Raw genomic sequence first — 25,365 nt, forward strand, 5'->3', positions numbered from 1 at the left:
GGAAAAATCTTCATCCATACAGTCGCTTAATTCGGACGGGCTCCACTAACGGAGGCGTCCTGAGTGTACGTCGGTCGAAGTTTTTCTTCTTCTTTTTATTTATTGAGTAGAGTTGAGGGGTGAATGAAAGTTGGCGGGACATCTTGTTCAATTTGGACGACGTAAACGCAGGACTTATGCACGAATTAATGAGGTGCTGGGTATTCCAAACCTGATTGAAATCCAGCAAAAATCGTATGAGTGGTTTTTGGAAGAAGGATTACGTGAGATGTTTCAGGATATCTCTCCAATTCAGGATTTTACAGGTAACCTAGTACTGGAGTTTATTGACTATAGCTTGGGCGATCCTAAGTATTCGGTCGATGAATCCAAAGAACGCGACGTAACCTATGCGGCGCCGTTAAGAGTCAAAGTCCGTTTGATTAATAAGGAAACCGGAGAGGTCAAGGAACAAGAAGTGTTCATGGGAGATTTCCCTATTATGACCGATACGGGAACGTTCATTATTAACGGTGCGGAGCGTGTAATCGTCTCCCAGCTCGTTCGTTCCCCCAGTGTTTATTATAGCACGAAAGTGGATAAAAACGGCAAAAAAACTTACACGGCAACTGTCATTCCTAACCGTGGAGCTTGGTTGGAACTTGAAACGGATGCGAAGGATATTATTTATGTTCGTATCGATCGCACGCGCAAAATTCCAGTTACGGTACTGCTTCGTTCATTAGGGTTTGGCACGGATGCAGAGATTTTGGATTTGCTCGGTGATAATGAATATATCCGTAATACGCTCGATAAAGATAACACGGATTCTACGGAAAAAGCGTTAATCGAAATTTATGAGCGTCTTCGTCCGGGTGAGCCGCCTACGCTTGATAATGCAAGAAGCTTGATCGTCGCTCGGTTCTTTGATCCAAAGCGTTATGATTTGGCTAACGTAGGTCGTTACAAAATCAACAAGAAATTGCACATTAAAAATAGATTATTTAATCAGCGTCTGGCCGAAACTTTGGTGGATTCCGAAACGGGAGAAATCATCGCGGAAGCAGGACAATTGCTGGATCGTCGTGTGTTAGACGAAATCCTTCCTTTTATTGAAAAAGGAGCAGGCTACAAAGAGTTCTCGATCCCTAAAGGTGTAACTGGTGCGGATACGATTCCTGTTCAGTGCATTAACGTGTACTCACCGACAGAAGAAGGCAAGGTTGTTAAAGTAATCTCTAACGGGGTTATCGACAAACAAGTTAAAAACATCACGCCTGCCGATATCATTTCATCCATTAACTATTTCATCAACTTGCTGCATGGCATCGGGAATACGGATGATATTGACCACTTAGGTAACCGTAGACTTCGCTCTGTTGGTGAGTTGCTGCAAAACCAATTCCGTATCGGTCTATCCCGTATGGAACGTGTTGTTCGTGAACGTATGTCCATTCAAGATGCGAATGTGATTACGCCACAAGCTTTGATCAACATTCGTCCGGTTATCGCGTCGATCAAAGAGTTCTTCGGAAGCTCGCAGCTTTCTCAGTTTATGGACCAAACGAACCCGCTTGCTGAATTGACGCACAAAAGACGTCTTTCCGCACTCGGACCCGGCGGTTTGACGAGAGAACGCGCAGGGATGGAAGTTCGTGACGTCCATCACTCTCACTATGGCCGTATGTGTCCAATTGAGACGCCAGAGGGACCGAACATTGGTTTGATCAACTCGTTGTCTACTTTTGCCCGTATTAATGAGTATGGCTTCATTGAAGCTCCTTACCGTTGGGTGGATCCGAAGACAGGAACTGTTACAGACCAAATCGCATACCTGACTGCGGATGAAGAAGATAACTACGTTATCGCGCAAGCAAATGCCGAATTGACGGAAGACAATAAATTTGTTGATTCCGCGATTATCGTTCGTTACAAGGATGATAACTTAACGCTGCCGGTTGAACGTGTCGACTACATGGACGTTTCTCCGAAGCAAGTTGTTTCCGTCGCGACTGCGTTAATTCCGTTCCTTGAAAACGATGACTCCAACCGCGCCTTGATGGGATCCAACATGCAGCGTCAAGCTGTACCTCTTTTGATTCCAAAAGCACCTTTAGTCGGTACAGGTATGGAGCACAAAGTCGCGAAGGACTCGGGAGTATGTATTGTCTCCAAATTTGATGGAATTATTGAGAAAGCTGCTGCGAATGAAATTTGGCTGCGTCGCCAAGAAATGGTTGACGGCAAATTGGTCAGCGGCAACATCGTCAAATATAAGCTTCACAAATTCATGCGTTCCAACCAAGGTACTTGCATTAATCAACGTCCGATTGTGAAAAAGGGCCAATTGATTAAAGCCGGCGATATTCTTGCTGATGGACCGTCCACAGAGCAAGGCGAATTGGCTCTGGGTCGTAACGTTGTCGTAGCCTTCATGACTTGGGAAGGGTATAACTACGAGGATGCGATCTTGTTAAGCCAAAAGCTTGTGAAAGAAGATGTGTACACGTCCATTCATATTGAGGAATATGAGTCCGAAGCGCGTGATACGAAGCTAGGACCTGAAGAAATCACTCGTGACATCCCGAACGTTGGGGAAGACGCATTGAAAAATCTTGACGAGCGCGGAATCATCCGTGTCGGTGCCGAAATCGGCGCTGGCGATATCCTGGTAGGTAAAGTAACGCCTAAAGGTGTAACTGAGCTTACTGCGGAAGAAAGATTGCTGCATGCGATCTTCGGTGAGAAAGCTCGTGAAGTTCGTGATACATCCCTTCGCGTACCGCATGGTACGGATGGTATCGTTGTTGACGTTAAAGTATTTACACGTGAGAACGGCGATGAGCTGCCTCCTGGTGTGAACCAACTCGTTCGTGTCTATATCGCGCAAAAACGGAAAATCTCCGAAGGCGATAAAATGGCGGGACGTCATGGTAACAAAGGGGTAGTTGCACGTATTCTCCCTGAAGAAGATATGCCTTTCCTTCCGGATGGTACGCCTGTTGAAGTTGTATTGAATCCACTAGGGGTTCCTTCGCGGATGAATATCGGGCAAGTGCTTGAGGTTCACTTAGGTATGGCTTCCAAATACCTTGGTATCCATGCAGCTACGCCGGTATTTGACGGAGCGCGTGAGTATGACGTGTTCGATGCGATGGAAGAAGCCGGCATGCAGCGCAGCGGTAAAACGATTCTGTACGATGGGCGTACAGGGGAATCGTTCGAACGCGAAGTTACAGTTGGCGTCATGTACATGATCAAATTGGCACACATGGTTGATGATAAAATCCATGCCCGTTCCACAGGACCTTACTCCCTTGTTACTCAGCAGCCGCTGGGTGGTAAAGCGCAGTTCGGTGGTCAGCGTTTCGGGGAGATGGAGGTATGGGCGCTTGAGGCTTACGGTGCTGCCTATACACTGCAAGAAATTCTTACTGTGAAATCCGATGACGTTGTAGGCCGTGTGAAAACATACGAATCCATTGTTAAAGGCGAGAATGTACCAGAACCGGGTGTTCCGGAGTCATTCAAAGTTTTGATCAAAGAGCTTCAAAGCTTAGGTATGGACGTCAAAATCCTCTCCGGCGACGAAGAAGAGATCGAAATGCGAGAAGCCGATGATGACGACGAAGTCACTAGCGATAAATTAAACCTAAATTTAGAGGGCTCTGAATTAGGGGTCAACGAATAAAGAACACCACAATAGATCGAGATCGATTCACTGTATAGTGGGTTTAAATTCTTAAAGGAGGGTTGCTCCTTGATGGACGTTAACAACTTCGAGTTTATGAAAATCGGTTTGGCATCACCCGATAAAATTCGCTCTTGGTCCCGTGGGGAAGTAAAGAAGCCGGAAACCATTAACTACAGAACTTTAAAGCCTGAGAAAGAAGGTCTTTTCTGTGAAAAGATCTTCGGGCCAACCAAAGATTGGGAATGTCATTGCGGTAAATACAAACGCGTCCGTTACAAGGGCGTCGTTTGTGACCGCTGTGGTGTTGAAGTAACCCGCCAAAAAGTACGTCGTGAGCGTATGGGTCACATTGAGCTTGCTGCTCCTGTTTCTCATATCTGGTACTTTAAAGGCATCCCGAGCCGCATGGGCCTTGCGTTAGATATGTCCCCAAGATCTTTGGAGGAAATTATCTACTTCGCTTCCTATGTGGTAACCGATCCAGGGGATACACCTTTGGAGAAAAAGCAACTGCTTTCCGAAAAAGAATACCGTAGCTACCGTGAGAAGTATGGCTATGCGTTCCAAGCCGGTATGGGTGCTGAAGCTGTTAAAAAGCTTCTTATCGATATCGATATCGAACGTGAAGTGGATACGCTCAAAGAAGAATTGAAAACAGCGCAAGGTCAACGCCGTAATCGTGCGATCAAGCGCTTGGAAGTTATGGAAGCATTCCGTAACTCGAAAAACTTGCCAGGTTGGATGATTCTAGATGTACTTCCAGTCATTCCACCGGAGCTTCGTCCGATGGTTCAGCTTGACGGTGGCCGCTTCGCGACTTCCGACTTGAATGATCTCTATCGTCGAGTTATCAACCGTAACAACCGTCTCAAAAGATTGCTCGACCTAGGGGCACCGGACATCATCGTTCAAAATGAGAAGCGTATGCTGCAAGAAGCGGTAGATGCTCTTATCGACAACGGTCGCCGCGGCCGTCCTGTAACAGGTCCTGGTAACCGTCCATTGAAATCCCTCAGCCATATGCTGAAAGGTAAACAAGGACGTTTCCGTCAAAACTTGCTCGGTAAACGTGTTGACTACTCTGGTCGTTCCGTTATCGTAGTAGGTCCTAACCTGAAGATGTACCAATGTGGTCTTCCGAAGGAAATGGCGCTTGAATTGTTCAAGCCTTTCGTTATGAAAGAGCTTGTGAATAAAGGGTTAGCCCATAACATTAAGAGTGCGAAACGTAAAGTTGAGCGCGTGAGTCCGGATGTTTGGGATGTTCTTGAAGAAGTCATTAAGGAGCACCCGGTTCTTCTGAACCGTGCCCCCACGCTGCACAGACTCGGGATTCAGGCGTTCGAGCCGATTCTCGTTGAAGGTCGTGCCATCAAGCTGCATCCGCTCGTATGTACAGCCTACAACGCTGACTTCGACGGTGACCAAATGGCGGTCCACGTACCATTGTCATCTGAAGCTCAAGCTGAAGCTCGTTTGCTGATGCTGGCATCAGGTAATATTTTGAACCCGAAAGACGGTAAGCCGGTTGTTACGCCTTCACAAGATATGGTTCTGGGAAGTTTCTATTTAACAACGGACAACAAATTTGCTAAAGGTGCTGGTTCTATCATTAGAACTGTACATGAAGCAGTATCGTCCTACCAATCGGGTAAAATGGCATTGCATGCACGTGTTGCTATTCCGGCCAAAGCGTTGAACAAAACTAGCTTTACCGAGAAACAACAAAATGCGATATTGATTACGACAATCGGTAAAATCATTATGAACGAAATCTATCCAAGTGATTTCCCATTCATCAATGAGCCTACCAAAACGAACTTGCTGAATGGTATTCCGGATTCTCACTTTGTGTTTGACAAAGGTGCAGATTTAAGAGCCATCATGCTTGAGCGTCCTGAGAATAAAGCGGTAGGTAAAGAGTACCTTGGCTCAATTATTGCTGAGTGTTTCCGCAAATACCACACGACTCAAACGTCGATGATTCTTGATAAAATTAAAGAGCTTGGATTCACGTATTCCACTAAAGCGGGTATTACCGTAGCTGTCTCTGACGTTGTTGTTCCGACTGAAAAAGCAGGAATCCTCAAAGAGTGCGAAGAGAAAGTGCGCGTAGTTACGAACCAATACCGTCGCGGTTTGATTACAGATGAAGAGCGTTATGACCGTGTTATTGCGATCTGGAGTAAGGCGAAGGATGAAATCACAGAAATTCTGATGAAATCCCTTGATAAGTACAACTCCATTTCTATGATGGTTGAGTCCAAAGCACGGGGTAACAAATCTCAGATTACACAGCTTGGCGGTATGCGTGGTTTGATGGCGAATCCATCCGGTAAAATTATGGAGTTGCCGATTAAATCGAACTTCCGTGAAGGCTTGACAATCTTGGAGTACTTTATCTCCACGCACGGTGCGCGTAAAGGTCTTGCCGATACAGCGCTTCGTACAGCTGACTCCGGTTACTTGACTCGTCGTCTCGTAGACGTAGCACAAGATGTTATCGTTCGTGAGGACGATTGTGGAACAGATAAAGGTTTCATGGTTAGCAAAATCCAAGACGGTAAAGAGGTTATCGAAGATCTTTATGACCGTATTGAAGGACGTTATGCTTATGAAACACTTCGTCATCCAAAAACAGGTGAAGTTATTGTTCAACGCAATGAACTCATCGAATCCGGAATTGCAGACGCGATTATTGAAGCAGGTATCGAAAGACTGCAAATCCGTTCAGTACTAAGCTGCCGTACGGATCATGGTGTATGTAAGAAATGTTATGGTCGCAACTTGGCAACTGGCCAATTCGTTGAGATTGGAGAGGCTGTAGGCATTATTGCCGCACAATCCATCGGTGAGCCAGGAACACAGTTGACGATGCGTACATTCCATACCGGTGGTGTTGCCGGAGACGATATTACACAAGGTTTGCCGCGTATTCAAGAGCTTTTCGAAGCTCGGAATCCGAAAGGTCAAGCGATCATTTCTGAGATTGACGGTGTCGTCAAAGAAATTCGTGAAGCCAAAGATCGTCGTGAGATCGAAGTCCAAGGTGAAGCTGAATCTAAGGTTTATGCAGTTCCTTACGGTTCACGCGTGCGTGTATCCCTGAACCAACAAGTTGAGGCTGGAGATGAGCTGACAGACGGATCTATCGATCCGAAGGAAATGCTTCGAATCAAAGGTATCCGCGGCGTGCAGAACTACATTCTGCAAGAGGTTCAACGTGTTTACCGTAACCAAGGGGTAGAAATCAACGACAAGCATATTGAAGTAATGGTTCGCCAAATGTTACGGAAAATCCGTATCGTTGACGCTGGAGACACGACTCTACTTCCAGGTTCCTTCGTAGACATTCATGAATATGAAGCAGCTAACAAAGTAGCCTTGTTTGCCGGCAATGAGCCAGCCGTTGCAAGACCTATCTTGCTCGGTATCACCAAAGCGTCCCTTGAGACAGATTCCTTCCTGTCCGCGGCGTCCTTCCAAGAAACGACTCGTGTCTTGACGGATGCAGCGATCAAAGGCAAGGTCGACCAATTGCTCGGTCTGAAGGAGAACGTTATTATTGGTAAACTCATTCCTGCAGGAACGGGTATGCCTCGTTACCGGAACATCCGTATTACGGATCCTAACGAAGTGCTCGTGCAAGATGAGGATCTCGAAAAAGAAACTGTAGCCGTTGAATAACGACTATTAATCTAAGAGGGATAGCCACATGAGCTGTCCCTCTTAGTTTTTCTTGGGAAACTATGATTATGTTAAAAGATATGAACTTCTTCCTTGACACTGGAACTTCAAAATGCTAATATATCGTAGTGTGCCTAAGTTGATATTCTTTCCTTTCTCTGAAGGGGGTGCCTTATGTCTTATGATAAAGTCAAACAGGCGAAGAATATAAGTGTAGGGACGAAGAAAGTAACCAAGACAGTTGAGCAAGATAAGGCTGTTGAAGTGTTTGTTTCTAAAGATGCAGATCCGCGATTGACGATAAAGCTGGTAGCTCTCTGTAAACAAAAGGGTGTGCCAATAACCTACGTAGATTCTATGAAGATGCTAGGTAAAGCATGTGGAATTGAAGTTGGAGCTGCGGTAGCAGCTGTTGTAAATGAATAAACGCTTAAGACGTTTTTGTTAGTGGGATGGCGTACATAAGTTTTCATAACTTTTGCTGCTGCCCTTGGCAAAGACTTTCTCTTTGCTCATTTATGACTCGCCTGGATCTGTGGGCTTGCAAAAAGTTTATCATGTTATGAATGTAGGGAGGAGGTGGCGATATGCCAACAATTAACCAACTAGTACGTAAAGGTCGTCAAGCGAAGGTGGATAAGTCTAAATCACCAGCTTTGCAAAAAGGTTTTAACGCTTTGAAAAGAGAAGCAACGGATTTGAGTGCACCTCAAAAACGTGGTGTCTGCACGCGTGTAGGTACTATGACTCCTAAGAAGCCTAACTCCGCACTTCGTAAATATGCTCGTGTTCGTTTAACGAACCGCGTAGAGGTGACAGCATACATTCCAGGTATCGGTCACAACCTGCAAGAGCACAGCGTTGTATTGATCCGTGGAGGTAGAATTAAAGACCTTCCAGGGGTGCGTTATCACATCGTGCGTGGCGCGCTGGATACTTCCGGTGTTAACAACCGTAAGCAATCCCGTTCCAAATACGGTACTAAACGTCCAAAAGTTAAAAAATAAGAAATAATAATCAGGGATGATTCTTATAAGAAAGGGGGATAACTATGCCTCGTAAAGGTCCAGTTACTCGCAGAGACGTATTGCCAGATCCGATTTATAATAGCAAACTTGTTACTCGTCTTATCAATCGTATTATGATCGACGGAAAAAGAGGGGTAGCACAGTCCATTCTATACAACGCTTTTAACCTCGTGAAAGATCGTACAGGTAAAGAGCCGATGGAAGTGTTCGAAGCTGCTATCAAAAACATCATGCCAGTTCTTGAAGTTAAAGCTCGCCGTGTAGGTGGAGCGAACTATCAAGTTCCGATCGAAGTTAAACCAGAGCGTCGTACGACACTTGGTTTGCGTTGGTTGGTTAACTATTCCCGTCTTCGCGGTGAGAAGACGATGGAAGAAAGATTGGCTTATGAAATTATCGATGCTAGCAATAGCACAGGTTCTTCCGTTAAGAAACGTGAAGATACACACAAGATGGCTGAAGCTAACAAAGCGTTCGCTCACTATCGTTGGTAGAATAATAAAACAGATTATAGAAAGGAGACATAACGACCTATGGCTAGAGAGTTCTCCTTAAAAAACACACGTAATATCGGGATCATGGCTCATATCGATGCTGGTAAAACGACCACTACAGAGCGTATTTTGTACTACACTGGTAAAGTTCACAAAATCGGAGAAGTGCACGAAGGTGCTGCTACGATGGACTGGATGGAGCAAGAGCAAGAGCGCGGAATCACGATTACTTCCGCCGCTACAACTGCGCAATGGGATGGCCACCGCATCAATATTATTGATACCCCGGGACACGTTGACTTTACTGTTGAAGTAGAGCGTTCCCTTCGTGTGTTGGATGGAGCAGTTGGTGTATTTAGTGCGAAAGAGGGCGTTGAGCCTCAATCGGAAACAGTTTGGAGACAAGCTGATAAATACAGCGTTCCACGTATTGCTTACGTAAACAAAATGGATATCATCGGTGCAGACTTCCTGCAAGTTGTTGAATCCATGCGTCAAAAACTTGGTGCAAATGCAGTTGCAATTCAACTTCCGATCGGTGCTGAGAGTGATTTCAAAGGTATCATCGACTTGGTTGAAGAAGTAGCTTATATGTACAAAGATGATCTTGGTAAGGATATCGAGAAAGTCGAAATTCCTGCTGAGTTCAAAGAAAAAGTCGCAGAACTTCGTTTGGAATTGGTAGAAAAAGTTGCTGAGCTTGATGAAGAGCTTACAATGAAATACCTTGAAGGCGAAGAGTTAACTGTCGACGAAATCAAAGCAGCTCTACGTAAAGGTGTCTGCGATGTTAAAATCTTCCCAGTTATCGTAGGGTCTTCTTACAGAAACAAAGGTGTTCAATTGATGTTGGATGCAGTTATTAACTACCTGCCATCCCCTCTTGATGTACCTGATATTAAAGGTGTACTTGACGATGGTACCGAAGTGGTTCGTAAGTCTGCTGATGACCAACCGTTCTCAGCGCTTGCATTCAAAATCATGACGGATCCTTTCGTTGGTCGTCTTACATTCTTCCGTGTATACTCTGGTATCTTGAACTCCGGTTCTTATGTCGTTAATGCGACTAAAGGCAAGCGTGAGCGTGTCGGTCGTATTCTTCAAATGCATGCGAACAGCCGTCAAGAAATCAGCATTGTATATGCAGGTGATATCGCCGCGGCAGTTGGATTGAAAGATACAACTACTGGCGATACGCTTTGCGATGAGAAGAACCCAGTTATTCTGGAGTCCATGAACTTCCCTGAACCGGTTATTCAGCTTGCTGTTGAGCCGAAGACGAAAGCGGACCAAGATAAAATGGGTATCGCATTGCAAAAGCTTGCTGAAGAAGATCCTACTTTCCGTGCTTCTACAGACGAAGAAACTGGACAAACGATCATCGCAGGTATGGGTGAGCTTCACCTTGAAATCCTCGTTGACCGTATGCTTCGCGAGTTCAAAGTAGAAACCAACGTAGGTAAACCACAGGTTGCTTACCGTGAAACATTCCGCGCAGCAGCTAAAGTTGAAGGTAAATTCGTTCGTCAATCCGGTGGTCGTGGTCAATACGGACATTGTTGGGTTGAGTTCGAACCTCAAGAAGCTGGAGCAGGTTTCGTTTTCGAAAGCAAAGTAGTGGGCGGATCTATTCCAAGAGAATACATCGCACCTATTCAAGCTGGTATCGAAGAATCCATGAAAAACGGTGTAATCGCAGGATTCCCGCTCGTGGATATCAAAGCTACTGTTGTTGATGGATCTTACCATGATGTTGACTCCAATGAAATGGCGTTCAAAATTGCGGGATCCATGGCACTTAAAGCTGCGAAAGAAAAATGTAAACCGGTTCTTCTTGAGCCAATCATGAAGGTTGAAGTTACTGTACCAGAAGAGTACATGGGCGATGTTATGGGTGACCTTAACTCCCGTCGTGGACGTATTGAAGGTATGGATAACCGTCATGGTGCGCAAATCATCCGTGCTAAGGTACCTCTTTCCGAAATGTTTGGTTACTCCACAACACTTCGTTCGAGAACACAAGGCCGTGGTGTGTACTCTATGGAACTTTCACATTATGAAGAAGTACCTAAGTCCATTGCAGAAGAAATTATTGCAAAAGGCAAAGGCGCTTAATATAAAACTAATAGTCACTCTAAGGAGGAATCGTTTAAAATGGCAAAGGCTAAATTTGAACGTAATAAACCGCATGTTAACATCGGTACTATCGGTCACGTTGACCATGGTAAAACAACTTTGACAGCTGCTATCACAACTGTATTGTCCAAAAGATACGGTGGAGCTGCAGTAGCTTTCGACCAAATCGATAAAGCACCAGAAGAGCGCGAGCGCGGTATCACAATCTCCACAGCTCACGTTGAATACGAAACTCCTAACCGTCACTACGCACACGTTGACTGCCCAGGTCACGCCGACTATGTTAAAAACATGATCACTGGTGCTGCTCAAATGGACGGAGCGATCCTGGTTGTATCCGCAGCTGATGGCCCTATGCCACAAACTCGCGAGCACATCCTTCTTTCCCGTCAAGTAGGCGTACCTTACATCGTAGTATTCCTTAACAAATGTGACATGGTAGAAGACGAAGAGTTGCTTGAATTGGTTGAGATGGAAGTTCGCGACCTTCTTAACGAATATGAGTTCCCAGGCGATGATACTCCAATCATCCGTGGTGCTGCTCGTGAAGCTCTTCAAAACCCAGATGGTGCATGGGCTGACAAAATTGTTGAGTTGTTCGAACAAGTTGACACTTACATCCCAACTCCTGAGCGTCAAACAGACAAACCGTTCCTTATGCCAGTTGAGGATGTATTCTCAATCACAGGTCGTGGAACAGTTGCTACAGGTCGTGTTGAGCGTGGAACTGTTAAAGTTCAAGAAGAAGTTGAAATCGTTGGTATCGCTGAAGAAACTCGCAAATGCGTTGTAACAGGCGTAGAGATGTTCCGCAAATTGCTTGATTCCGCTCAAGCTGGTGACAACATCGGTGCTCTTCTTCGTGGTGTTGACCGTAAAGATATCGAGCGTGGACAAGTACTTGCGAAACCAGGTTCAGTTAAACCACACACGAACTTCACAGCTCAAATCTACGTTCTAACTAAAGAAGAGGGTGGCCGTCATAAGCCTTTCTTCACTGGTTACCGCCCACAGTTCTACTTCCGTACAACTGACGTAACAGGTATCATCAACCTTCCAGAAGGTACTGAAATGGTTATGCCAGGCGATAACATCACAGTTACAGTTGAACTAATCAACCCAATCGCAATCGAAGAAGGAACACGCTTCGCGATTCGTGAAGGCGGACGTACTGTTGGTGCGGGCGCGGTTGCTACAATTCAAAAGTAATCCCTTTATATAGAAGAAACACTCATCGTTTAGGCGGTGGGTGTTTTTTTTATGCGAATGCCTAAAGTTATGCTTGCAATTCGTTTTTAAATTTTATATAATATTAAACGTTGGTCTGTGACGTTGCGATGATGTGAAAGGTTGCCGACACACCTGGCCCCTTTGCCATGGGGATGGATTTCGGAGAATTTTCACGGAGTATGTCCGATACTAAATTGGGCGATAGAAGGAGGGACTTATATGGCAAAGCAAAAAATTCGTATCCGTTTGAAAGCTTATGATCACAGAATCATTGATCAATCAGCTGAGAAAATCGTGGAAACTGCCAAGCGTTCCGGTGCAGGTGTATCCGGTCCGATTCCGCTTCCGACAGAGAAGCAAATCATCACGATTCTTCGTGCGGTACACAAGTACAAGGATTCGCGTGAGCAATTCGAAATGCGTACGCATAAGCGTCTTATCGATATTGTGAATCCAACACCACAAACAGTTGATGCTCTAATGCGTTTGGACTTACCGTCTGGCGTAGACATCGAGATCAAACTGTAAAACAACTATAGAATGAACGTTTAGGAAGGAAAAGAGGTGTCAACGATGAAAGGTATCTTAGGAAAAAAACTAGGGATGACTCAGTTGTTTACTCCGGAGGGTAATGTAGTTCCGGTAACTGTCATTCAAGCGGGACCATGTGTGGTTCTACAAAAGAAAGATGTGGATAACGACGGTTATGAGTCAATCCAAATCGGTTTTGATGATGTAAAAGCAAGCAGAATCATTAAACCAGAGCTTGGCCATGCGAAAAAAGCAGGGGCAACGCCTAAGCGCTACGTTAAAGAAATTCGTGGCATTCAGTTGGGTGACTATGAAGTTGGTCAAGAACTGAAAGCAGATCTGTTCACAGAGGGCGAATTCGTTGATGTAACGGGTACTTCCAAAGGTAAAGGTTTCCAAGGTAACATCAAAAGACATAACCAGTCAACAGGCCCTATGGCTCACGGCTCCCGTTACCACCGCGGACCAGGTTCGATGGGTTCCATTCAAGCGAACCGCGTTCCAAAAGGTAAAAAGTTGCCAGGACAAATGGGTAACGAGACTGTAACTTTGCAAAATCTTCAAATTATTAAAGTAGATGCTGAGCGTAATGTATTGCTAGTTAAAGGTTCCATTCCGGGTCCTAAAAACAGCTACGTTAGCGTGAAGTCTGCTGTTAAAAAGTAGGAAAGGAGGAAGACAGATGCCAAAAGTAGCTTTATATAATGTAACAGGTGCTCAGGTAGGAGAAGTTGAACTGTCTGACGTTGTTTTCGGAATTGAGCCTCACGTTCATGCGATTCACGAAGCTGTTCTTTTGCAACAAGCAGCTGTGCGTCAAGGAACTCACAAAACAAAAGGTCGTTCGGAAGTTCGCGGCGGTGGTCGTAAACCTTGGAAACAAAAAGGAACTGGCCGCGCTCGTCAAGGTAGTATTCGTGCTCCACAGTGGAAAGGCGGCGGTACCGTATTCGGACCAACTCCTCGTAGCTATGGTTTCAAATTGCCTAGAAAAGTTCGTCGCTTAGCGATTAAATCAGCTTTGTCCTCGAAAGTTCTGGATAACAACTTGATCGTATTGGATCAGCTTCAATTGAACGCTCCAAAAACGAAAGAATTTGTAGCAATCTTGAACAACCTGAAAGTTGATCGCAAAGTATTGGTTGTGGGTGTGGATAACGACTCCAACGTTGCTTTGTCTGCTCGCAATATCCCAGGTGTGAAATTCGTTGCTGCTGATGGCGTAAATGTTCGTGATGTCATGCTGCATGACAAACTGATCATTACGCAAGATGCTGTACAGAAAGTTGAGGAGGTGCTTGCACAATGAAAAATCCACGCGACATTATCAAGCGCCCGATCATCACTGAGCGTACAAGCGACCTAATGGCTAACAAAAAGTATGTTTTCGAAGTGGATCTTCGCGCTAACAAAACAGAAATTAAACAAGCTATCGAAGCTATCTTCAAAGTGAAAGTTACAAATGTAAACACACTCAGAATGCCAGCTAAGCCTAAACGTTATGGTCGTCACTCTGGTTACACTTCCATCTGGAAGAAAGCTATCGTGTCCCTAAGCGCAGAAAGCAAAGAATTGGAATTCTTTGAATCGGTATAAACCATTTCTTAAAGTAAGGAGGAAATCAGAGTGCCAATTAAAAAATATAAACCAACCTCACCAGCTCGTCGTGCGATGTCGGTTTCTACTTTTGAAGAAATCACAACATCAACACCAGAGAAATCTTTGCTTGCTCCTTTAAGCAAAACAGCTGGTCGTAACAACCAAGGTAAAATTACGGTTCGTCACCATGGCGGTGGACACAAACGTAAATACCGGATTATCGATTTCAAACGTACTAAAGATGGAATACCAGGACGCGTTGCTACAATCGAGTACGATCCTAACCGTTCCGCAAACATCGCATTGATTCATTATGCTGATGGTGAGAAAAGATACATCATCGCTCCTAAAGGCCTTAAAGTGGACGATCGCATCGTATCCGGACCACAATCCGATATCAAAGTAGGTAACGCTCTTCCATTGGAAAACATTCCAGTTGGTACAGTTATCCACAACATTGAGTTGAAACCTGGTAAAGGTGCACAATTAGTGCGCGCTGCTGGTACTGAAGCTCAACTTCTTGGTAAAGAAGAAACTTATGTAACGATTCGCCTATCCTCTGGTGAAGTTCGTAAAGTTCTTAAAGTTTGCCGCGCAACTGTAGGTTCTGTTGGTAACGAAGATCACGAGCTCGTGAAAATCGGTAAAGCAGGACGTAATCGTTGGAAAGGCAATCGTCCTCAAGTTCGTGGGGTTGTAATGAACCCGAATGATCACCCACACGGTGGTGGTGAAGGACGCGCACCAATCGGACGTAAATCACCTATGTCTCCATGGGGTAAACCGACGCTTGGTTTCAAAACTCGTAAAAAAGGTAAAGCATCCGATAAATACATTGTACGTCGTCGTACGAAGTAATCTAGGATATATGAATTTTCTTGAGGTTCAAGGAAGGGAGGAACACCCATGGGTCGCAGCTTAAAGAAAGGTCCATTTATCGATGGATACTTACTGAAAAAAGTAGAAGACTTGAACACATCCAGCAAAAAACTGGTTATCAAAACGTGGTCCCGTCGTTCTACGATTTACCCGCAATTCGTTGGTCACACTTTCGGAGTGTACGATGGAAGAAAACACGTGCCTGTATACGTAACAGAAGATATGGTTGGACATAAGCTCGGTGAATTTGCTCCAACACGTACTTACAAAGGTCACGATGACGATAAGAAAACCGGTAAACGTTAATTTCAATTTTTAACCGAGAGGAGGTACTACCATGCAAGCTAAAGCAATATTGAACCACGCTCGGATTGCTCCTCGTAAAGCAAAGCTAGTTGTTGACTTGATTCGGGGAAAAGCGGTAGGTGAAGCGATCGCGATTCTGCGTCATACGCCTAAAGCAGCTTCTCCAATCCTGGAGAAACTTCTAAACTCCGCAATTGCCAATGCAGAGCATAACTACTCATTAGATCCTAATAAGCTAGTGGTTTCTGAGACGTTTGTTAACCAAGGACCGACAATGAAAAGGTTCCAACAACGTGCAATGGGCCGCGCTAGCGCAATCAAAAAACGTACCAGCCACATCACAATCGTGGTATCTGAGAAATAAGGAGGGATAACGTGTGGGTCAGAAAGTCAACCCGGTAGGCCTAAGAATTGGTATTATTCGTGATTGGGAGTCCAAATGGTTCGCAGAGAAAGATTTCGGAACTCTGTTGCTTGAAGACGTCAAAATCCGCGAATACTTAAAAAATAAACTTAAAGATTCTGCAGTTTCCCATATCGACATCGAGCGCGCGGCTAACCGTGTGAACGTTACGATTCATACTGCAAAACCAGGAATGGTTATTGGTAAAGGCGGAGCTGAAGTAGAAGTTATTCGCAACTACATCGCTGGCTTGTCCAATAAAAAAGTACACATCAACATTTCTGAGATTAAAAGCCCTGACCTTGATGCTATCCTAGTAGCAGAAGCAGTTGCACTTCAATTGGAGCGTCGTGTTTCTTTCCGTCGTGCAATGAAACAAGCTATGCAAAGAACAATGAGATCCGGTGCAAAAGGTATCAAAGTAGCAACTAGCGGACGTCTTGGTGGTGCTGAGATCGCTCGTACGGAAGGATATAGCGAAGGAACTGTTCCACTTCATACGCTTCGTGCTGATATCGACTACGGTACTGCAGAAGCACACACTACTTACGGACGTATTGGTGTGAAAGTATGGATCTATCGTGGAGAAGTGCTTCCGACAGCTAAGAAAAAGGCTCAGCCGGAAGGAGGAAATTAAATCATGTTAGTACCTAAACGTGTAAAACACCGTAAAGAACACCGCGGTAGCATGAAAGGTCGCGCTAAAGGCGGAACGGAAGTAGCTTTTGGCGAATATGGTCTGCAAGCAGTTGAACCGGCATGGGTAACCAACCGTCAAATCGAAGCAGCTCGTATTGCCATGACACGTTATATCAAACGTGGCGGTAAAGTTTGGATTAAAATTTTCCCAGCTAAACCAGTTACACAAAAGCCGCTTGAAGTTCGTATGGGTAGCGGTAAAGGTAACGTGGAGAAATGGGTTTCCGTAGTAAAACCGGGCAAAATTTTGTTTGAACTTGCTGGTGTAAGTGAAGAGGTCGCTCGCGAAGCGATGCGTCTTGCTGCTCACAAGCTTCCAATCAAAACGAAGTTCGTGAAAAGAGAAGAAGTAGGCGGTGAAGCAAATGAAGGGTAGTGAATTCCGGAACTTAACCACTGCTGAAATCGAGCAAAAAGTTAATGGTTTTAAAGAAGAACTCTTTAACCTCCGTTTTCAACTAGCTACTGGTCAATTGGACAACCCGACTCAAATTCGTGATTTGCGTAAAGAGATCGCTCGTGCCAAGACTATTTTGCGTGAAAGAGAATTGGGTATTGGGTAACCAAATCTAGAAGGGAGGGTTCCTTAGATGGCTGAACGTAACGATCGTAAAGTTCTGATCGGTAAAGTTGTCAGTGATAAAATGGATAAAACCATTGTTGTTGCTGTTGAAACTTACAAAAAACATGATCTCTATCACAAGAGAATCAAATATACGAAAAAGTTTAAAGCGCATGACGAAAACAACCAAGCTAAAATCGGTGACACCGTGAAAATCAGTGAAACAAGACCGCTATCCAAAGATAAAAGCTGGAGACTGGTTGAAATTACTGAAGTTGGCGTTGTTATCTAATAATCGAGACATGAACCCCGAAAGGAGGGAATACGATGATTCAACCATTTACTCGTTTGGCTGTCGCTGACAACTCAGGTGCGAAACAATTAATGTGTATCCGCGTTTTGGGTGGTACTGGTCGTCGCGTTGGTCACATTGGTGATTTGATCGTCTGTTCAGTAAAAGAAGCAACACCAGGTGGCGTTGTCAAAAAAGGTGACGTTGTTAAAGCAGTTATCGTTCGTACGAAGAGCGGAGCTCGTCGTAAAGACGGATCATATATCTCATTTGATGAGAATGCGGCTGTTATCGTGAAAGAAGATAAAAGTCCACGTGGTACACGTATCTTTGGACCAGTTGCACGCGAACTTCGTGACAGAGACTTCATGAAGATCGTATCCTTGGCTCCAGAAGTTATCTAAGAACAGTTAGTCTGTTTTCCTTACGGGAAACCTCAGGAGGTGTAGAAGCTAATGCCAAGAACTAAAAAGAGATTAGAATCTCATAACAATAAACTGCACGTGAAGAAAGACGATACGGTTTTTGTAATCACTGGTAAAGACAAAGGTAAAAAGGGTCGCGTTATCGCTGCTTATCCTCGTCAAAACCGTGTATTGGTTGAAGGTGTAAACATGGTTAAGAAACATGCGAAACCATCCCAACAAAACCCACAAGGCGGTATCTTGAATCAAGAAGCTGCAATCCACGTTTCTAACGTGATGCTGATTGATCCTAAGAGCGGCAAACCTACTCGCGTAGGATACAAAGTATTGGATAACGGAACGAAAGTTCGCATCGCGAAAAAATCCGGCGAAGTTATCGACTAATACAAACAAGCATGGAAAGGAGGCAATTGAGTCATGGCAGTAAGAATGAAAGATCGTTATTTGAACGAAATTACTCCAGCGTTAATTCAAAAGTTTAACTACTCAACAGTAATGCAAGTTCCTAAAATCGAGAAAATCGTTATCAACATGGGTGTTGGTGAGGCTGTATCGAATTCCAAAGTACTTGACACTGCAGTAGAAGATCTTCAAAAAATCGCTGGTCAAAAACCAGTTGTAACTAAATCCAAAAAAGCAATCGCGGGTTTCAAACTTCGTGAGAACATGCCAATCGGTGTGAAGGTAACACTTCGCGGCGAGCGCATGTATCATTTCTTGGATAAACTCTTCAACGTATCACTTCCACGTGTACGTGACTTCCGTGGTATTTCCAACAAGGCTTTTGACGGCCGTGGTAACTACACACTAGGTTTGAAAGAGCAACTCATTTTCCCTGAAATTGAGTATGATAAGGTTGATAAAGTTCGTGGTATGGATATCGTTATCGTAACAACGGCTAAGTCCGACGAGGAAGCTCGCGAGCTTTTAACACAACTCGGAGCGCCTTTCGTTAAATAGGTTCCAGGTCGTACCTATCAGGAGGTGTTATATTAAGTGGCAAAAACTTCGATGAAAGTCAAACAACAACGTACCCCGAAGTTTAAAGTGCAAGCATACACACGTTGTGAGCGCTGCGGACGTCCGCATTCAGTGCTTCGCAAGTTCAAAATTTGTCGGATTTGTTTCCGCGAATTAGCACACAAAGGTCAGATTCCAGGCGTGAAAAAAGCAAGCTGGTAATCACCCTATTTTCGGGAAGGAGGTTTACACAAATGGTCATGTCAGATCCAATTGCAGATATGCTAACTCGCATTCGTAATGCGAACATCGTACGTCATGAAACAGTTGAAATTCCTGCATCTAAAGTGAAAAGGGAAATCGCTGAAATCCTCAAAAAAGAAGGATTTATCCGTGACGCTGAGTACGTTGAAGATAGCAAACAAGGTATCATTCGTTTGTTCCTGAAATACGGTTCAAACAATGAGCGTGTTATCTCCGGTTTGAAGAGAATCTCCAAACCAGGACTACGCGTTTACACTAAATCACAAGAAATCCCTCGTGTATTGGGCGGATTAGGGATTGCCATCATCTCCACATCTAAAGGAGTTATGACGGATAAAGATGCTCGTCAATCCAAAGCTGGCGGAGAGGTTATCTGCTACGTTTGGTAATACAATTGTAATTGAATGGAGGTGCAAACATGTCTCGTATTGGTCGCAAACCAATCACCATTCCAAGTGGTGTAAATGTAACACTAGAGAATACTCAAATCACGGTTAAAGGTCCTAAAGGTTCTTTGTCCCGTGAACTTCATAAAGATATGAAAGTAAGTGTTCTAGAAAACGAGATTTCCGTTGAGCGTCCTTCCGACAACAAGCTCCACCGTGCTTTGCATGGTACAACACGTAGTGTTGTTGCCAACATGGTAAGTGGTGTAACGGAAGGCTTTGCGAAATCTTTGGATCTAGTAGGCGTAGGTTACCGTGCTAACAAAAGCGGTGACAAATTGGTTCTCAACGTTGGGTACTCCCACCCAGTTGAAATCACTCCTGAGAGCGGTATTGAGTTCGAGGTTCCTACGAACACGAAGATTATCGTTAAAGGGATTGATAAAGAACGCGTTGGTGCTATGGCAGCTAAAGTTCGTTCCGTACGTGAGCCTGAGCCGTATAAAGGTAAAGGTATTAAGTATGAAGGCGAGCGTATTCTTCGTAAAGAAGGTAAAGCTGGTAAGAAGAAATAAGATCGTTAGATCGCGGGTAATAGCTAAGAGCTTTCGTAAGAAAGCTTGCTATCTAAGCGTAACCCTCGCATCATAAGTGATGAAAGGAGTGTAAGTATAGATGATTACTAAAGGCGATAAAAACAAAGCACGTTTGAAAAGACACCTTCGCGTTCGTAAGAAAATTGAAGGTACAACTGCTCGCCCACGTTTGAACATTTTCCGTTCTTCCAAACACATGTATGCTCAACTGATTGATGACACTACTGGTGTTACAATTGTTGCTGCATCTACACAAGATAAAGATCTGAAAAGTGAAATCGGCAACGGCGGTAACGTTGAAGCTGCTCGTAAAGTTGGCGCATTGATCGCTGCTCGCGCAAAAGAGAAAGGTGTAGACCAAGTGGTATTTGACCGCGGTGGATACCTGTATCATGGTCGCGTTCAAGCATTGGCTGACGCAGCTCGTGAAGCTGGACTAGAATTCTAGGAAATAGATATATAAGGAGGTAAAAGACTTGCGTGTAGATCCTAATACTTTAGAGCTAACAGAAAAAGTCGTTAATATTAATCGCGTAGCTAAAGTAGTAAAAGGCGGACGTCGTTTCAGCTTCAGCGCACTTGTTGTCGTTGGCGATGGCAATGGCTGGGTTGGCGCAGGAATCGGTAAAGCTTCCGAAGTTCCTGATGCAATCCGCAAAGGTATTGAAGATGCGAAAAAGAACTTGATTCATGTTCCAATCGTAGGCACTTCGATTCCTCACCTTGTAACTGGTAAGTTTGGCGCAGGACGCGTTCTGCTAAAACCAGCTTCCCAAGGTACAGGAGTTATCGCGGGCGGACCAGTTCGTGCAGTACTTGAACTTGCTGGTATCGGCGATATCTTGACAAAATCCCTGGGTTCATCGAACTCTATGAACATGGTTAACGCAACGCTTGAAGGCTTAAGCCGCTTGAAAAAAGCGGAAGAAGTTGCAAAGCTTCGTGGAAAAACTGTTCAAGAGTTACTAGGTTAGGAGGGGTAAACATGGCGAAACAATTACAAATTACCCTAAAACGCAGCTTGATTGGCCGCCCTGAAACGCAACGTGTTACTGTGAAAACTCTTGGTCTGCGCAAGCTGCACCAAACAGTTCTTCACCAAGATAACGCAGCAATCAGAGGTATGGTTAATCAAGTGAGCCATTTGGTAGAAGTTAAAGAAATCGAAGCATAATAGCACAATATTAAGATCTAGAGGAGGTGTGCAACGATGAAGTTACATGAGCTAAGTTCTGCTACTGGCGCTCGTCAAACTCGTAAGCGTGTTGGACGTGGAACAAGTAGTGGTATGGGTAAAACATCAACTCGCGGACACAAAGGTCAAAACGCACGTTCCGGTGGAGGCGTTCGTCCTGGATTCGAGGGTGGACAAAACCCGTTATACCGTCGTTTACCTAAACGTGGTTTCACGAACCGTTTCCGTACGGAGTACGCGATCGTAAACCTTGAAGATTTGAACAATTTCGCAGCTGGTACTGAAGTTACTCCAGAAGTATTGATGGAGTCAGGTATTGTTAAAGCTCCTAAAGATGGCATCAAGATTTTAGGAAACGGTGAAATCACAGTAAAATTAACCGTTAAAGCGAATAAGTTCTCTCAATCAGCGATTGAGAAAATCCAAGCTGCCGGCGGTCAAACCGAGGTGATTTAATGTTCAGTACCATAGCCAACATCTTCAAGGTAGAGGATTTACGTAGAAGAATTGTATTTACACTTATCTTGTTAATCGTCTACCGCTTAGGTGCCTTCATTCCGGTGCCTAACATTAATACAGATGTTCTTAAACTTCAAGACCAAGCGAATCAGAGCGATGTCTTTGGTTTGCTTAACACGTTTTCCGGCGGTGCGCTCTTCCAATTCTCCATCTTCGCGATGGGAATTATGCCTTACATCACAGCTTCTATCATCGTTCAACTTTTGTCCATGGATGTAGTCCCGCGCTTTGCGCAATGGGCCAAAGAAGGGGATGTTGGTAGAAAGAAGATGACGCAAGTTACTCGGTACGGTACGATCATTCTAGGTATTGTGCAAGCATTTGGTCTCTCAATCGGGTTCAACCGCTTATACAGCGGACTCGTAATTGACCCAGGTTTCACAACTTTTGCTTTGATCGCTATCGTTCTGACAGCTGGTACAGCTTTCTTGATGTGGCTTGGGGAGCAAATCACTGAATTTGGGATCGGCAACGGTATTTCCATTATCATCTTTGCAGGTATCGTCGCGGCGATTCCTACAAGCATACAGCAAATCTACAAATCACTGTTTGCGACCGAAGGAGCTTTGTTCCTGAATATCGTGAAACTAATCATTATTGCTTTGGTTGTTATTCTGATTATTGCCGGTGTCATTTTTGTACAGCAAGGTGTTCGTAAGATCCCTGTACAATATGCTAAACGGGTAGTTGGACGTAAAATGTATGGCGGCCAAACCACGCACATTCCTCTTAAGGTGAATGCTGCTGGTGTAATCCCAGTTATCTTTGCACTCTCGTTATTGATGTTTCCTCCTACCATCGCAAGCTACTGGAGAGGGAATGTTGTTGCAGAATGGATTATTAACAACTTAAGTATTAACCAAACTGCACCGTTAGCGATTGTCCTATATGTACTGTTGATTATCGGATTCACATACTTTTATACCTTCGTGCAAATTAATCCAGTTCAAATGGCTGATCAGATGAAGAAAAATGGTGGCTACATACCGGGTATCAGACCTGGTAAAACAACTTCTGTTTATCTGACTCGTGTAATGACTAGAATTACTCTTTCTGGAGCTCTGTTTCTCTCAGCAATCTCGATTCTTCCGATGTTGTTCGGAGGTCTTGCAGGCTTGCCAAGTTCGGTACGGATTGGTGGTACATCTTTACTTATCGTAGTAGGCGTTGGTCTTGAAACGATGAAACAAATCGAGAGCCAATTGATTAAACGGCATTACAAAGGGTTTATCAATAAATAGCAAATAGGTTCTGATGGGGCAATTTTTGCGACATCGGCACCTATTGTGCTGTTCGTAATGCCGAGTGCGATGGGAGGTTTTAAAGTTGAACGTAATTTTTATGGGGCCTCCTGGTGCAGGCAAAGGTACGCAAGCAGAAAAAATCGTAAGTGAATTTCAAATTCCTCATATTTCAACTGGTGATGCTTTTCGCTTGGCGATGAGCCAAGGAACACCGCTTGGTGTTGAAGCCAAAGGTTATGTAGATAAGGGGCTTCTTGTTCCTGATGAAATCACGAACGGTATTGTGAGAGAACGTCTTGCTCAACCGGACTGCGATAAAGGTTTCTTGCTTGACGGGTTCCCGAGAACTGTTGCTCAGGCAGATGCTTTAGCTGAAATTGTAGATTCCTTAGGCAAGAAGATTGAAGTAGTTATCAATCTTTCCGTTGATCGGAGCTTCTTGCTTGCACGATTAACCGGCCGAAGAATTTGTAAATCCTGTGGTGCTACGTATCATGTAATCTTCAACCCACCAAAGCAAGAAGGCGTATGCGATAAATGTTCAGGTGAGTTGTACCAACGATCTGATGATACGGAAGAGAAAGTCGGAACGCGTTTGGATGAATACATCAACAAAACCGCTCCGCTGCTGGATTACTACCAAAAGAGGGAATTATTGCGTGAGGTTAACGGGGAACAAGACATTCATGCGGTAACCGAACAAATTAGCTCACTGCTACGAGGTCTAGCGTAATGATCATTTGTAAGTCCGAGGTTGAACTAGACCTAATGCGAGAAGCTGGGCGTATCGTAGCCGAAACGCACCGCTTACTGGCAAGGGCAATTCGTCCGAACATTACAACGAAAGAACTTGATCAGATCGCAGAGGAATACATTCGCAGTCAGGGAGCGATTCCATCTTTCAAAGGCTACAACGGTTTTCCTGGAAGCATTTGTGCTTCAGTCAACGAAGAATTAGTTCATGGTATTCCTGGTCCAAGAAAGCTGGTTGAGGGCGATATTATCTCTGTTGATATTGGCGCTCAGTATAAAGGTTATCATGGAGATTCTGCTTGGACGTATCCTGTCGGTGAAATATCTGAAACAGCCAAACGTTTGTTAGCCGTGACAGAACAATCACTGTATCGAGGCATAGCAGAAGCTAAACCGGATGCTAGACTCTACACGTTGTCGCATGCAATCCAAACTTGTATTGAAGACGCAGGCTTCTCCGTGGTTATAGAGTATGTCGGTCACGGTATCGGAACGGATCTTCACGAAGAACCACAAGTTCCGAATTACGGTGTACCTGACAAAGGTCCCCGTCTCAAACCAGGCATGGTCCTAGCCATTGAACCCATGGTGGTTGTTGGCGAAAGATTCGTCCAAACACTAGAAGACGATTGGACTGTTGTCACCGCGGATCGTACATTATGCGCTCATTTTGAACATACGGTTGCTATAACGGCTGCTGGTTATGAAATATTAACCTTGCCTAGATCGTAGGTGATGATGAATGGATAGGTTGATGCCGAAGGTGGGTCAAATCGTAAAGGTGCTTCGCGGTAGAGACCCCGGAGAATATGCGGTCGTGATTGGCATTGTCGATGATCGCTTTGTCTGGCTTGCAGACGGCGTACATCGTAAATTCGATCTGCCGAAGAAGAAGAACCTGAATCATCTTCAATTACAAGAAACGATTAGCAGTGAAGTGGAGTCAAGCATTAGGGAAACAGGTCGTGTTACTAATGGAAAGTTGCGCTTCGCAATTGCCAAATTCGTTGAACTCAAGCAAGTTGAAGCACAAGAGAAAGGAGAATGACTGTGGCCAAAGAAGATGTAATTGAAGTAGAAGGTACAGTGATTGAACCTCTTCCGAATGCAATGTTTAAGGTTGAATTGGAAAATGGTCATAAAATCCTAGCCCATGTATCTGGTAAAATCAGAATGCACTTTATCCGCATTTTACCTGGAGACAAGGTTACCGTAGAATTATCGCCTTATGATTTAACGAGAGGCCGTATAACCTACCGTTTTAAATAAATGTTCGGCTTACATGTAAGTTACTCTCTCAAGGCGTATGCTTACGAAGCAAGTTTTCTAACAGAAAACGCAACATGGTTGCTTACGATGATAAGGAGGGCTTAGAAATGAAAGTTAGACCATCGGTTAAACCGATTTGCGAGAAATGCAAAGTTATTCGCCGTAAAGGTAACGTTATGGTAATTTGCGAAAATCCAAAGCACAAACAAAAACAAGGTTAAAAGGAGGTGCAATC

At 44.4% G+C, this 25,365-nt stretch carries 34 protein-coding genes; all 34 read left to right on the top strand.

Annotated features, from left to right (window positions below; genetic code table 11):
• The first annotated feature begins 130 nt into the window (after positions 1-130).
• The 34 genes from rpoB to rpmJ all read left to right on the top strand — a co-directional run bounded on the left by rpoB (position 131) and on the right by rpmJ (position 25,351).
• Positions 131-3,670 (top strand): DNA-directed RNA polymerase subunit beta, encoded by a 3,540-nt coding sequence (rpoB, locus tag J2Z65_RS32570; RefSeq protein WP_167067719.1) that lies wholly within the window; start codon positions 131-133, stop codon positions 3,668-3,670.
• A 69-nt stretch (positions 3,671-3,739) separates the two neighbouring features.
• Entirely contained in the window at positions 3,740-7,360 is a 3,621-nt protein-coding gene (gene rpoC / locus J2Z65_RS32575; protein WP_167067716.1) for a DNA-directed RNA polymerase subunit beta', read from the top strand.
• Positions 7,361-7,534: 174 nt separating this feature from the next.
• On the top strand, positions 7,535-7,786 hold the full coding sequence (locus J2Z65_RS32580; RefSeq protein WP_167067713.1) for a ribosomal L7Ae/L30e/S12e/Gadd45 family protein: 252 nt from the start codon (positions 7,535-7,537) through the stop codon (positions 7,784-7,786).
• Positions 7,787-7,947: 161 nt separating this feature from the next.
• A complete protein-coding gene (rpsL, locus tag J2Z65_RS32585) occupies positions 7,948-8,367 on the top strand; it encodes a 30S ribosomal protein S12 (protein ID WP_028557500.1) in 420 nt (139 codons plus the stop codon).
• Between the two features lie 44 nt (positions 8,368-8,411).
• Entirely contained in the window at positions 8,412-8,882 is a 471-nt protein-coding gene (gene rpsG / locus J2Z65_RS32590; protein WP_127457544.1) for a 30S ribosomal protein S7, read from the top strand.
• A gap of 39 nt (positions 8,883-8,921) precedes the next feature.
• Entirely contained in the window at positions 8,922-10,997 is a 2,076-nt protein-coding gene (gene fusA, locus J2Z65_RS32595; RefSeq protein ID WP_167067710.1) for an elongation factor G, read from the top strand.
• A gap of 39 nt (positions 10,998-11,036) precedes the next feature.
• A complete protein-coding gene (gene tuf / locus J2Z65_RS32600; protein ID WP_145669490.1) occupies positions 11,037-12,227 on the top strand; it encodes an elongation factor Tu in 1,191 nt (396 codons plus the stop codon).
• A gap of 240 nt (positions 12,228-12,467) precedes the next feature.
• Positions 12,468-12,776 carry a 30S ribosomal protein S10 gene (gene rpsJ, locus J2Z65_RS32605; RefSeq protein ID WP_028557496.1) on the top strand — a complete coding sequence of 103 codons (309 nt, stop codon included), beginning with the start codon at positions 12,468-12,470 and terminating at the stop codon, positions 12,774-12,776.
• Positions 12,777-12,821: 45 nt separating this feature from the next.
• Entirely contained in the window at positions 12,822-13,445 is a 624-nt protein-coding gene (gene rplC, locus J2Z65_RS32610) for a 50S ribosomal protein L3 (protein ID WP_167067777.1), read from the top strand.
• 16 nt (positions 13,446-13,461) lie between these two features.
• Positions 13,462-14,088, top strand: coding sequence for a 50S ribosomal protein L4 (rplD, locus tag J2Z65_RS32615; protein ID WP_167067707.1), 627 nt, complete (start codon positions 13,462-13,464; stop codon positions 14,086-14,088).
• Positions 14,085-14,375, top strand: a complete 291-nt coding sequence (gene rplW, locus J2Z65_RS32620) for a 50S ribosomal protein L23 (protein WP_127457540.1) — start codon at positions 14,085-14,087, stop codon at positions 14,373-14,375. The genes rplD and rplW overlap by 4 nt, the downstream gene beginning before the upstream one ends.
• 30 nt (positions 14,376-14,405) lie before the next feature.
• A complete protein-coding gene (rplB, locus tag J2Z65_RS32625; protein WP_167067704.1) occupies positions 14,406-15,236 on the top strand; it encodes a 50S ribosomal protein L2 in 831 nt (276 codons plus the stop codon).
• 48 nt (positions 15,237-15,284) lie between these two features.
• Positions 15,285-15,563 (top strand): 30S ribosomal protein S19, encoded by a 279-nt coding sequence (rpsS, locus tag J2Z65_RS32630; protein WP_029196461.1) that lies wholly within the window; start codon positions 15,285-15,287, stop codon positions 15,561-15,563.
• A gap of 31 nt (positions 15,564-15,594) precedes the next feature.
• The gene (gene rplV, locus J2Z65_RS32635) at positions 15,595-15,927 is read left to right on the top strand and encodes a 50S ribosomal protein L22 (protein ID WP_028557490.1); all 333 of its coding nucleotides are present in this window, start codon (positions 15,595-15,597) and stop codon (positions 15,925-15,927) included.
• Positions 15,928-15,940: 13 nt separating this feature from the next.
• Entirely contained in the window at positions 15,941-16,603 is a 663-nt protein-coding gene (gene rpsC / locus J2Z65_RS32640; RefSeq protein WP_167067701.1) for a 30S ribosomal protein S3, read from the top strand.
• Between the two features lie 3 nt (positions 16,604-16,606).
• Positions 16,607-17,041: a 50S ribosomal protein L16 gene (rplP, locus tag J2Z65_RS32645; protein WP_157326751.1), complete on the top strand. Its 435-nt coding sequence runs from the start codon at positions 16,607-16,609 to the stop codon at positions 17,039-17,041.
• Positions 17,031-17,228, top strand: coding sequence for a 50S ribosomal protein L29 (gene rpmC / locus J2Z65_RS32650; protein WP_028557487.1), 198 nt, complete (start codon positions 17,031-17,033; stop codon positions 17,226-17,228). The genes rplP and rpmC overlap by 11 nt, the downstream gene beginning before the upstream one ends.
• A gap of 27 nt (positions 17,229-17,255) precedes the next feature.
• Entirely contained in the window at positions 17,256-17,519 is a 264-nt protein-coding gene (gene rpsQ / locus J2Z65_RS32655) for a 30S ribosomal protein S17 (protein ID WP_029196458.1), read from the top strand.
• A gap of 35 nt (positions 17,520-17,554) precedes the next feature.
• Positions 17,555-17,923 (top strand): 50S ribosomal protein L14, encoded by a 369-nt coding sequence (gene rplN / locus J2Z65_RS32660; RefSeq protein WP_028557485.1) that lies wholly within the window; start codon positions 17,555-17,557, stop codon positions 17,921-17,923.
• A gap of 51 nt (positions 17,924-17,974) precedes the next feature.
• Positions 17,975-18,328 carry a 50S ribosomal protein L24 gene (gene rplX / locus J2Z65_RS32665; protein WP_209856245.1) on the top strand — a complete coding sequence of 118 codons (354 nt, stop codon included), beginning with the start codon at positions 17,975-17,977 and terminating at the stop codon, positions 18,326-18,328.
• A gap of 33 nt (positions 18,329-18,361) precedes the next feature.
• Positions 18,362-18,904: a 50S ribosomal protein L5 gene (gene rplE / locus J2Z65_RS32670; protein WP_157326749.1), complete on the top strand. Its 543-nt coding sequence runs from the start codon at positions 18,362-18,364 to the stop codon at positions 18,902-18,904.
• 36 nt (positions 18,905-18,940) lie between these two features.
• On the top strand, positions 18,941-19,126 hold the full coding sequence (locus tag J2Z65_RS32675) for a type Z 30S ribosomal protein S14 (RefSeq protein WP_029196455.1): 186 nt from the start codon (positions 18,941-18,943) through the stop codon (positions 19,124-19,126).
• Between the two features lie 32 nt (positions 19,127-19,158).
• Complete coding sequence (rpsH, locus tag J2Z65_RS32680) at positions 19,159-19,557, top strand: 30S ribosomal protein S8 (protein ID WP_029196454.1); 399 nt, start codon at positions 19,159-19,161, stop codon at positions 19,555-19,557.
• 29 nt (positions 19,558-19,586) lie between these two features.
• Positions 19,587-20,129, top strand: coding sequence for a 50S ribosomal protein L6 (gene rplF / locus J2Z65_RS32685; protein WP_167067698.1), 543 nt, complete (start codon positions 19,587-19,589; stop codon positions 20,127-20,129).
• Between the two features lie 100 nt (positions 20,130-20,229).
• Positions 20,230-20,598: a 50S ribosomal protein L18 gene (gene rplR / locus J2Z65_RS32690; protein WP_167067695.1), complete on the top strand. Its 369-nt coding sequence runs from the start codon at positions 20,230-20,232 to the stop codon at positions 20,596-20,598.
• 28 nt (positions 20,599-20,626) lie between these two features.
• Positions 20,627-21,124 (top strand): 30S ribosomal protein S5, encoded by a 498-nt coding sequence (rpsE, locus tag J2Z65_RS32695; protein WP_029196451.1) that lies wholly within the window; start codon positions 20,627-20,629, stop codon positions 21,122-21,124.
• 11 nt (positions 21,125-21,135) lie between these two features.
• Entirely contained in the window at positions 21,136-21,324 is a 189-nt protein-coding gene (rpmD, locus tag J2Z65_RS32700) for a 50S ribosomal protein L30 (protein ID WP_079417994.1), read from the top strand.
• A gap of 36 nt (positions 21,325-21,360) precedes the next feature.
• Complete coding sequence (gene rplO, locus J2Z65_RS32705; protein ID WP_127457532.1) at positions 21,361-21,801, top strand: 50S ribosomal protein L15; 441 nt, start codon at positions 21,361-21,363, stop codon at positions 21,799-21,801.
• Positions 21,801-23,105 carry a preprotein translocase subunit SecY gene (gene secY / locus J2Z65_RS32710; protein ID WP_167067692.1) on the top strand — a complete coding sequence of 435 codons (1,305 nt, stop codon included), beginning with the start codon at positions 21,801-21,803 and terminating at the stop codon, positions 23,103-23,105. Before rplO ends, secY begins: the two co-directional genes overlap by 1 nt.
• 85 nt (positions 23,106-23,190) lie before the next feature.
• Positions 23,191-23,841 carry an adenylate kinase gene (locus J2Z65_RS32715; protein ID WP_167067689.1) on the top strand — a complete coding sequence of 217 codons (651 nt, stop codon included), beginning with the start codon at positions 23,191-23,193 and terminating at the stop codon, positions 23,839-23,841.
• Positions 23,841-24,593, top strand: coding sequence for a type I methionyl aminopeptidase (gene map / locus J2Z65_RS32720; RefSeq protein WP_167067686.1), 753 nt, complete (start codon positions 23,841-23,843; stop codon positions 24,591-24,593). The genes J2Z65_RS32715 and map overlap by 1 nt, the downstream gene beginning before the upstream one ends.
• Positions 24,594-24,603: 10 nt before the next feature.
• Positions 24,604-24,909, top strand: coding sequence for a KOW domain-containing RNA-binding protein (locus J2Z65_RS32725; RefSeq protein ID WP_167067683.1), 306 nt, complete (start codon positions 24,604-24,606; stop codon positions 24,907-24,909).
• Positions 24,910-24,911: 2 nt separating this feature from the next.
• Positions 24,912-25,130 (top strand): translation initiation factor IF-1, encoded by a 219-nt coding sequence (infA, locus tag J2Z65_RS32730; protein ID WP_009676800.1) that lies wholly within the window; start codon positions 24,912-24,914, stop codon positions 25,128-25,130.
• Between the two features lie 107 nt (positions 25,131-25,237).
• Positions 25,238-25,351, top strand: a complete 114-nt coding sequence (gene rpmJ, locus J2Z65_RS32735; RefSeq protein WP_003333770.1) for a 50S ribosomal protein L36 — start codon at positions 25,238-25,240, stop codon at positions 25,349-25,351.
• The last annotated feature ends 14 nt before the right edge of the window (positions 25,352-25,365 follow it).

This window comes from Paenibacillus aceris (assembly GCF_017874035.1).
Classification (GTDB): Bacteria; Bacillota; Bacilli; order Paenibacillales; family NBRC-103111; genus Paenibacillus_E; species Paenibacillus_E aceris.

What these genes read in the sequence shown, in the direction of transcription:
- J2Z65_RS32580 (WP_167067713.1), top strand. Translation starts at nt 7,535, where the DNA reads ATGTCTTATGATAAAGTCAAACAGGCGAAGAATATAAGTGTAGGGACG.
- rpsL (WP_028557500.1), top strand. Translation starts at nt 7,948, where the DNA reads ATGCCAACAATTAACCAACTAGTACGTAAAGGTCGTCAAGCGAAGGTG.
- rpsG (WP_127457544.1), top strand. Translation starts at nt 8,412, where the DNA reads ATGCCTCGTAAAGGTCCAGTTACTCGCAGAGACGTATTGCCAGATCCG.
- fusA (WP_167067710.1), top strand. Translation starts at nt 8,922, where the DNA reads ATGGCTAGAGAGTTCTCCTTAAAAAACACACGTAATATCGGGATCATG.
- tuf (WP_145669490.1), top strand. Translation starts at nt 11,037, where the DNA reads ATGGCAAAGGCTAAATTTGAACGTAATAAACCGCATGTTAACATCGGT.
- rpsJ (WP_028557496.1), top strand. Translation starts at nt 12,468, where the DNA reads ATGGCAAAGCAAAAAATTCGTATCCGTTTGAAAGCTTATGATCACAGA.
- rplC (WP_167067777.1), top strand. Translation starts at nt 12,822, where the DNA reads ATGAAAGGTATCTTAGGAAAAAAACTAGGGATGACTCAGTTGTTTACT.
- rplD (WP_167067707.1), top strand. Translation starts at nt 13,462, where the DNA reads ATGCCAAAAGTAGCTTTATATAATGTAACAGGTGCTCAGGTAGGAGAA.
- rplW (WP_127457540.1), top strand. Translation starts at nt 14,085, where the DNA reads ATGAAAAATCCACGCGACATTATCAAGCGCCCGATCATCACTGAGCGT.
- rpsS (WP_029196461.1), top strand. Translation starts at nt 15,285, where the DNA reads ATGGGTCGCAGCTTAAAGAAAGGTCCATTTATCGATGGATACTTACTG.
- rplV (WP_028557490.1), top strand. Translation starts at nt 15,595, where the DNA reads ATGCAAGCTAAAGCAATATTGAACCACGCTCGGATTGCTCCTCGTAAA.
- rplP (WP_157326751.1), top strand. Translation starts at nt 16,607, where the DNA reads ATGTTAGTACCTAAACGTGTAAAACACCGTAAAGAACACCGCGGTAGC.
- rpmC (WP_028557487.1), top strand. Translation starts at nt 17,031, where the DNA reads ATGAAGGGTAGTGAATTCCGGAACTTAACCACTGCTGAAATCGAGCAA.
- rpsQ (WP_029196458.1), top strand. Translation starts at nt 17,256, where the DNA reads ATGGCTGAACGTAACGATCGTAAAGTTCTGATCGGTAAAGTTGTCAGT.
- rplN (WP_028557485.1), top strand. Translation starts at nt 17,555, where the DNA reads ATGATTCAACCATTTACTCGTTTGGCTGTCGCTGACAACTCAGGTGCG.
- rplX (WP_209856245.1), top strand. Translation starts at nt 17,975, where the DNA reads ATGCCAAGAACTAAAAAGAGATTAGAATCTCATAACAATAAACTGCAC.
- rplE (WP_157326749.1), top strand. Translation starts at nt 18,362, where the DNA reads ATGGCAGTAAGAATGAAAGATCGTTATTTGAACGAAATTACTCCAGCG.
- rpsH (WP_029196454.1), top strand. Translation starts at nt 19,159, where the DNA reads ATGGTCATGTCAGATCCAATTGCAGATATGCTAACTCGCATTCGTAAT.
- rplF (WP_167067698.1), top strand. Translation starts at nt 19,587, where the DNA reads ATGTCTCGTATTGGTCGCAAACCAATCACCATTCCAAGTGGTGTAAAT.
- rplR (WP_167067695.1), top strand. Translation starts at nt 20,230, where the DNA reads ATGATTACTAAAGGCGATAAAAACAAAGCACGTTTGAAAAGACACCTT.
- rpmD (WP_079417994.1), top strand. Translation starts at nt 21,136, where the DNA reads ATGGCGAAACAATTACAAATTACCCTAAAACGCAGCTTGATTGGCCGC.
- rplO (WP_127457532.1), top strand. Translation starts at nt 21,361, where the DNA reads ATGAAGTTACATGAGCTAAGTTCTGCTACTGGCGCTCGTCAAACTCGT.
- secY (WP_167067692.1), top strand. Translation starts at nt 21,801, where the DNA reads ATGTTCAGTACCATAGCCAACATCTTCAAGGTAGAGGATTTACGTAGA.
- map (WP_167067686.1), top strand. Translation starts at nt 23,841, where the DNA reads ATGATCATTTGTAAGTCCGAGGTTGAACTAGACCTAATGCGAGAAGCT.
- J2Z65_RS32725 (WP_167067683.1), top strand. Translation starts at nt 24,604, where the DNA reads ATGGATAGGTTGATGCCGAAGGTGGGTCAAATCGTAAAGGTGCTTCGC.
- rpmJ (WP_003333770.1), top strand. Translation starts at nt 25,238, where the DNA reads ATGAAAGTTAGACCATCGGTTAAACCGATTTGCGAGAAATGCAAAGTT.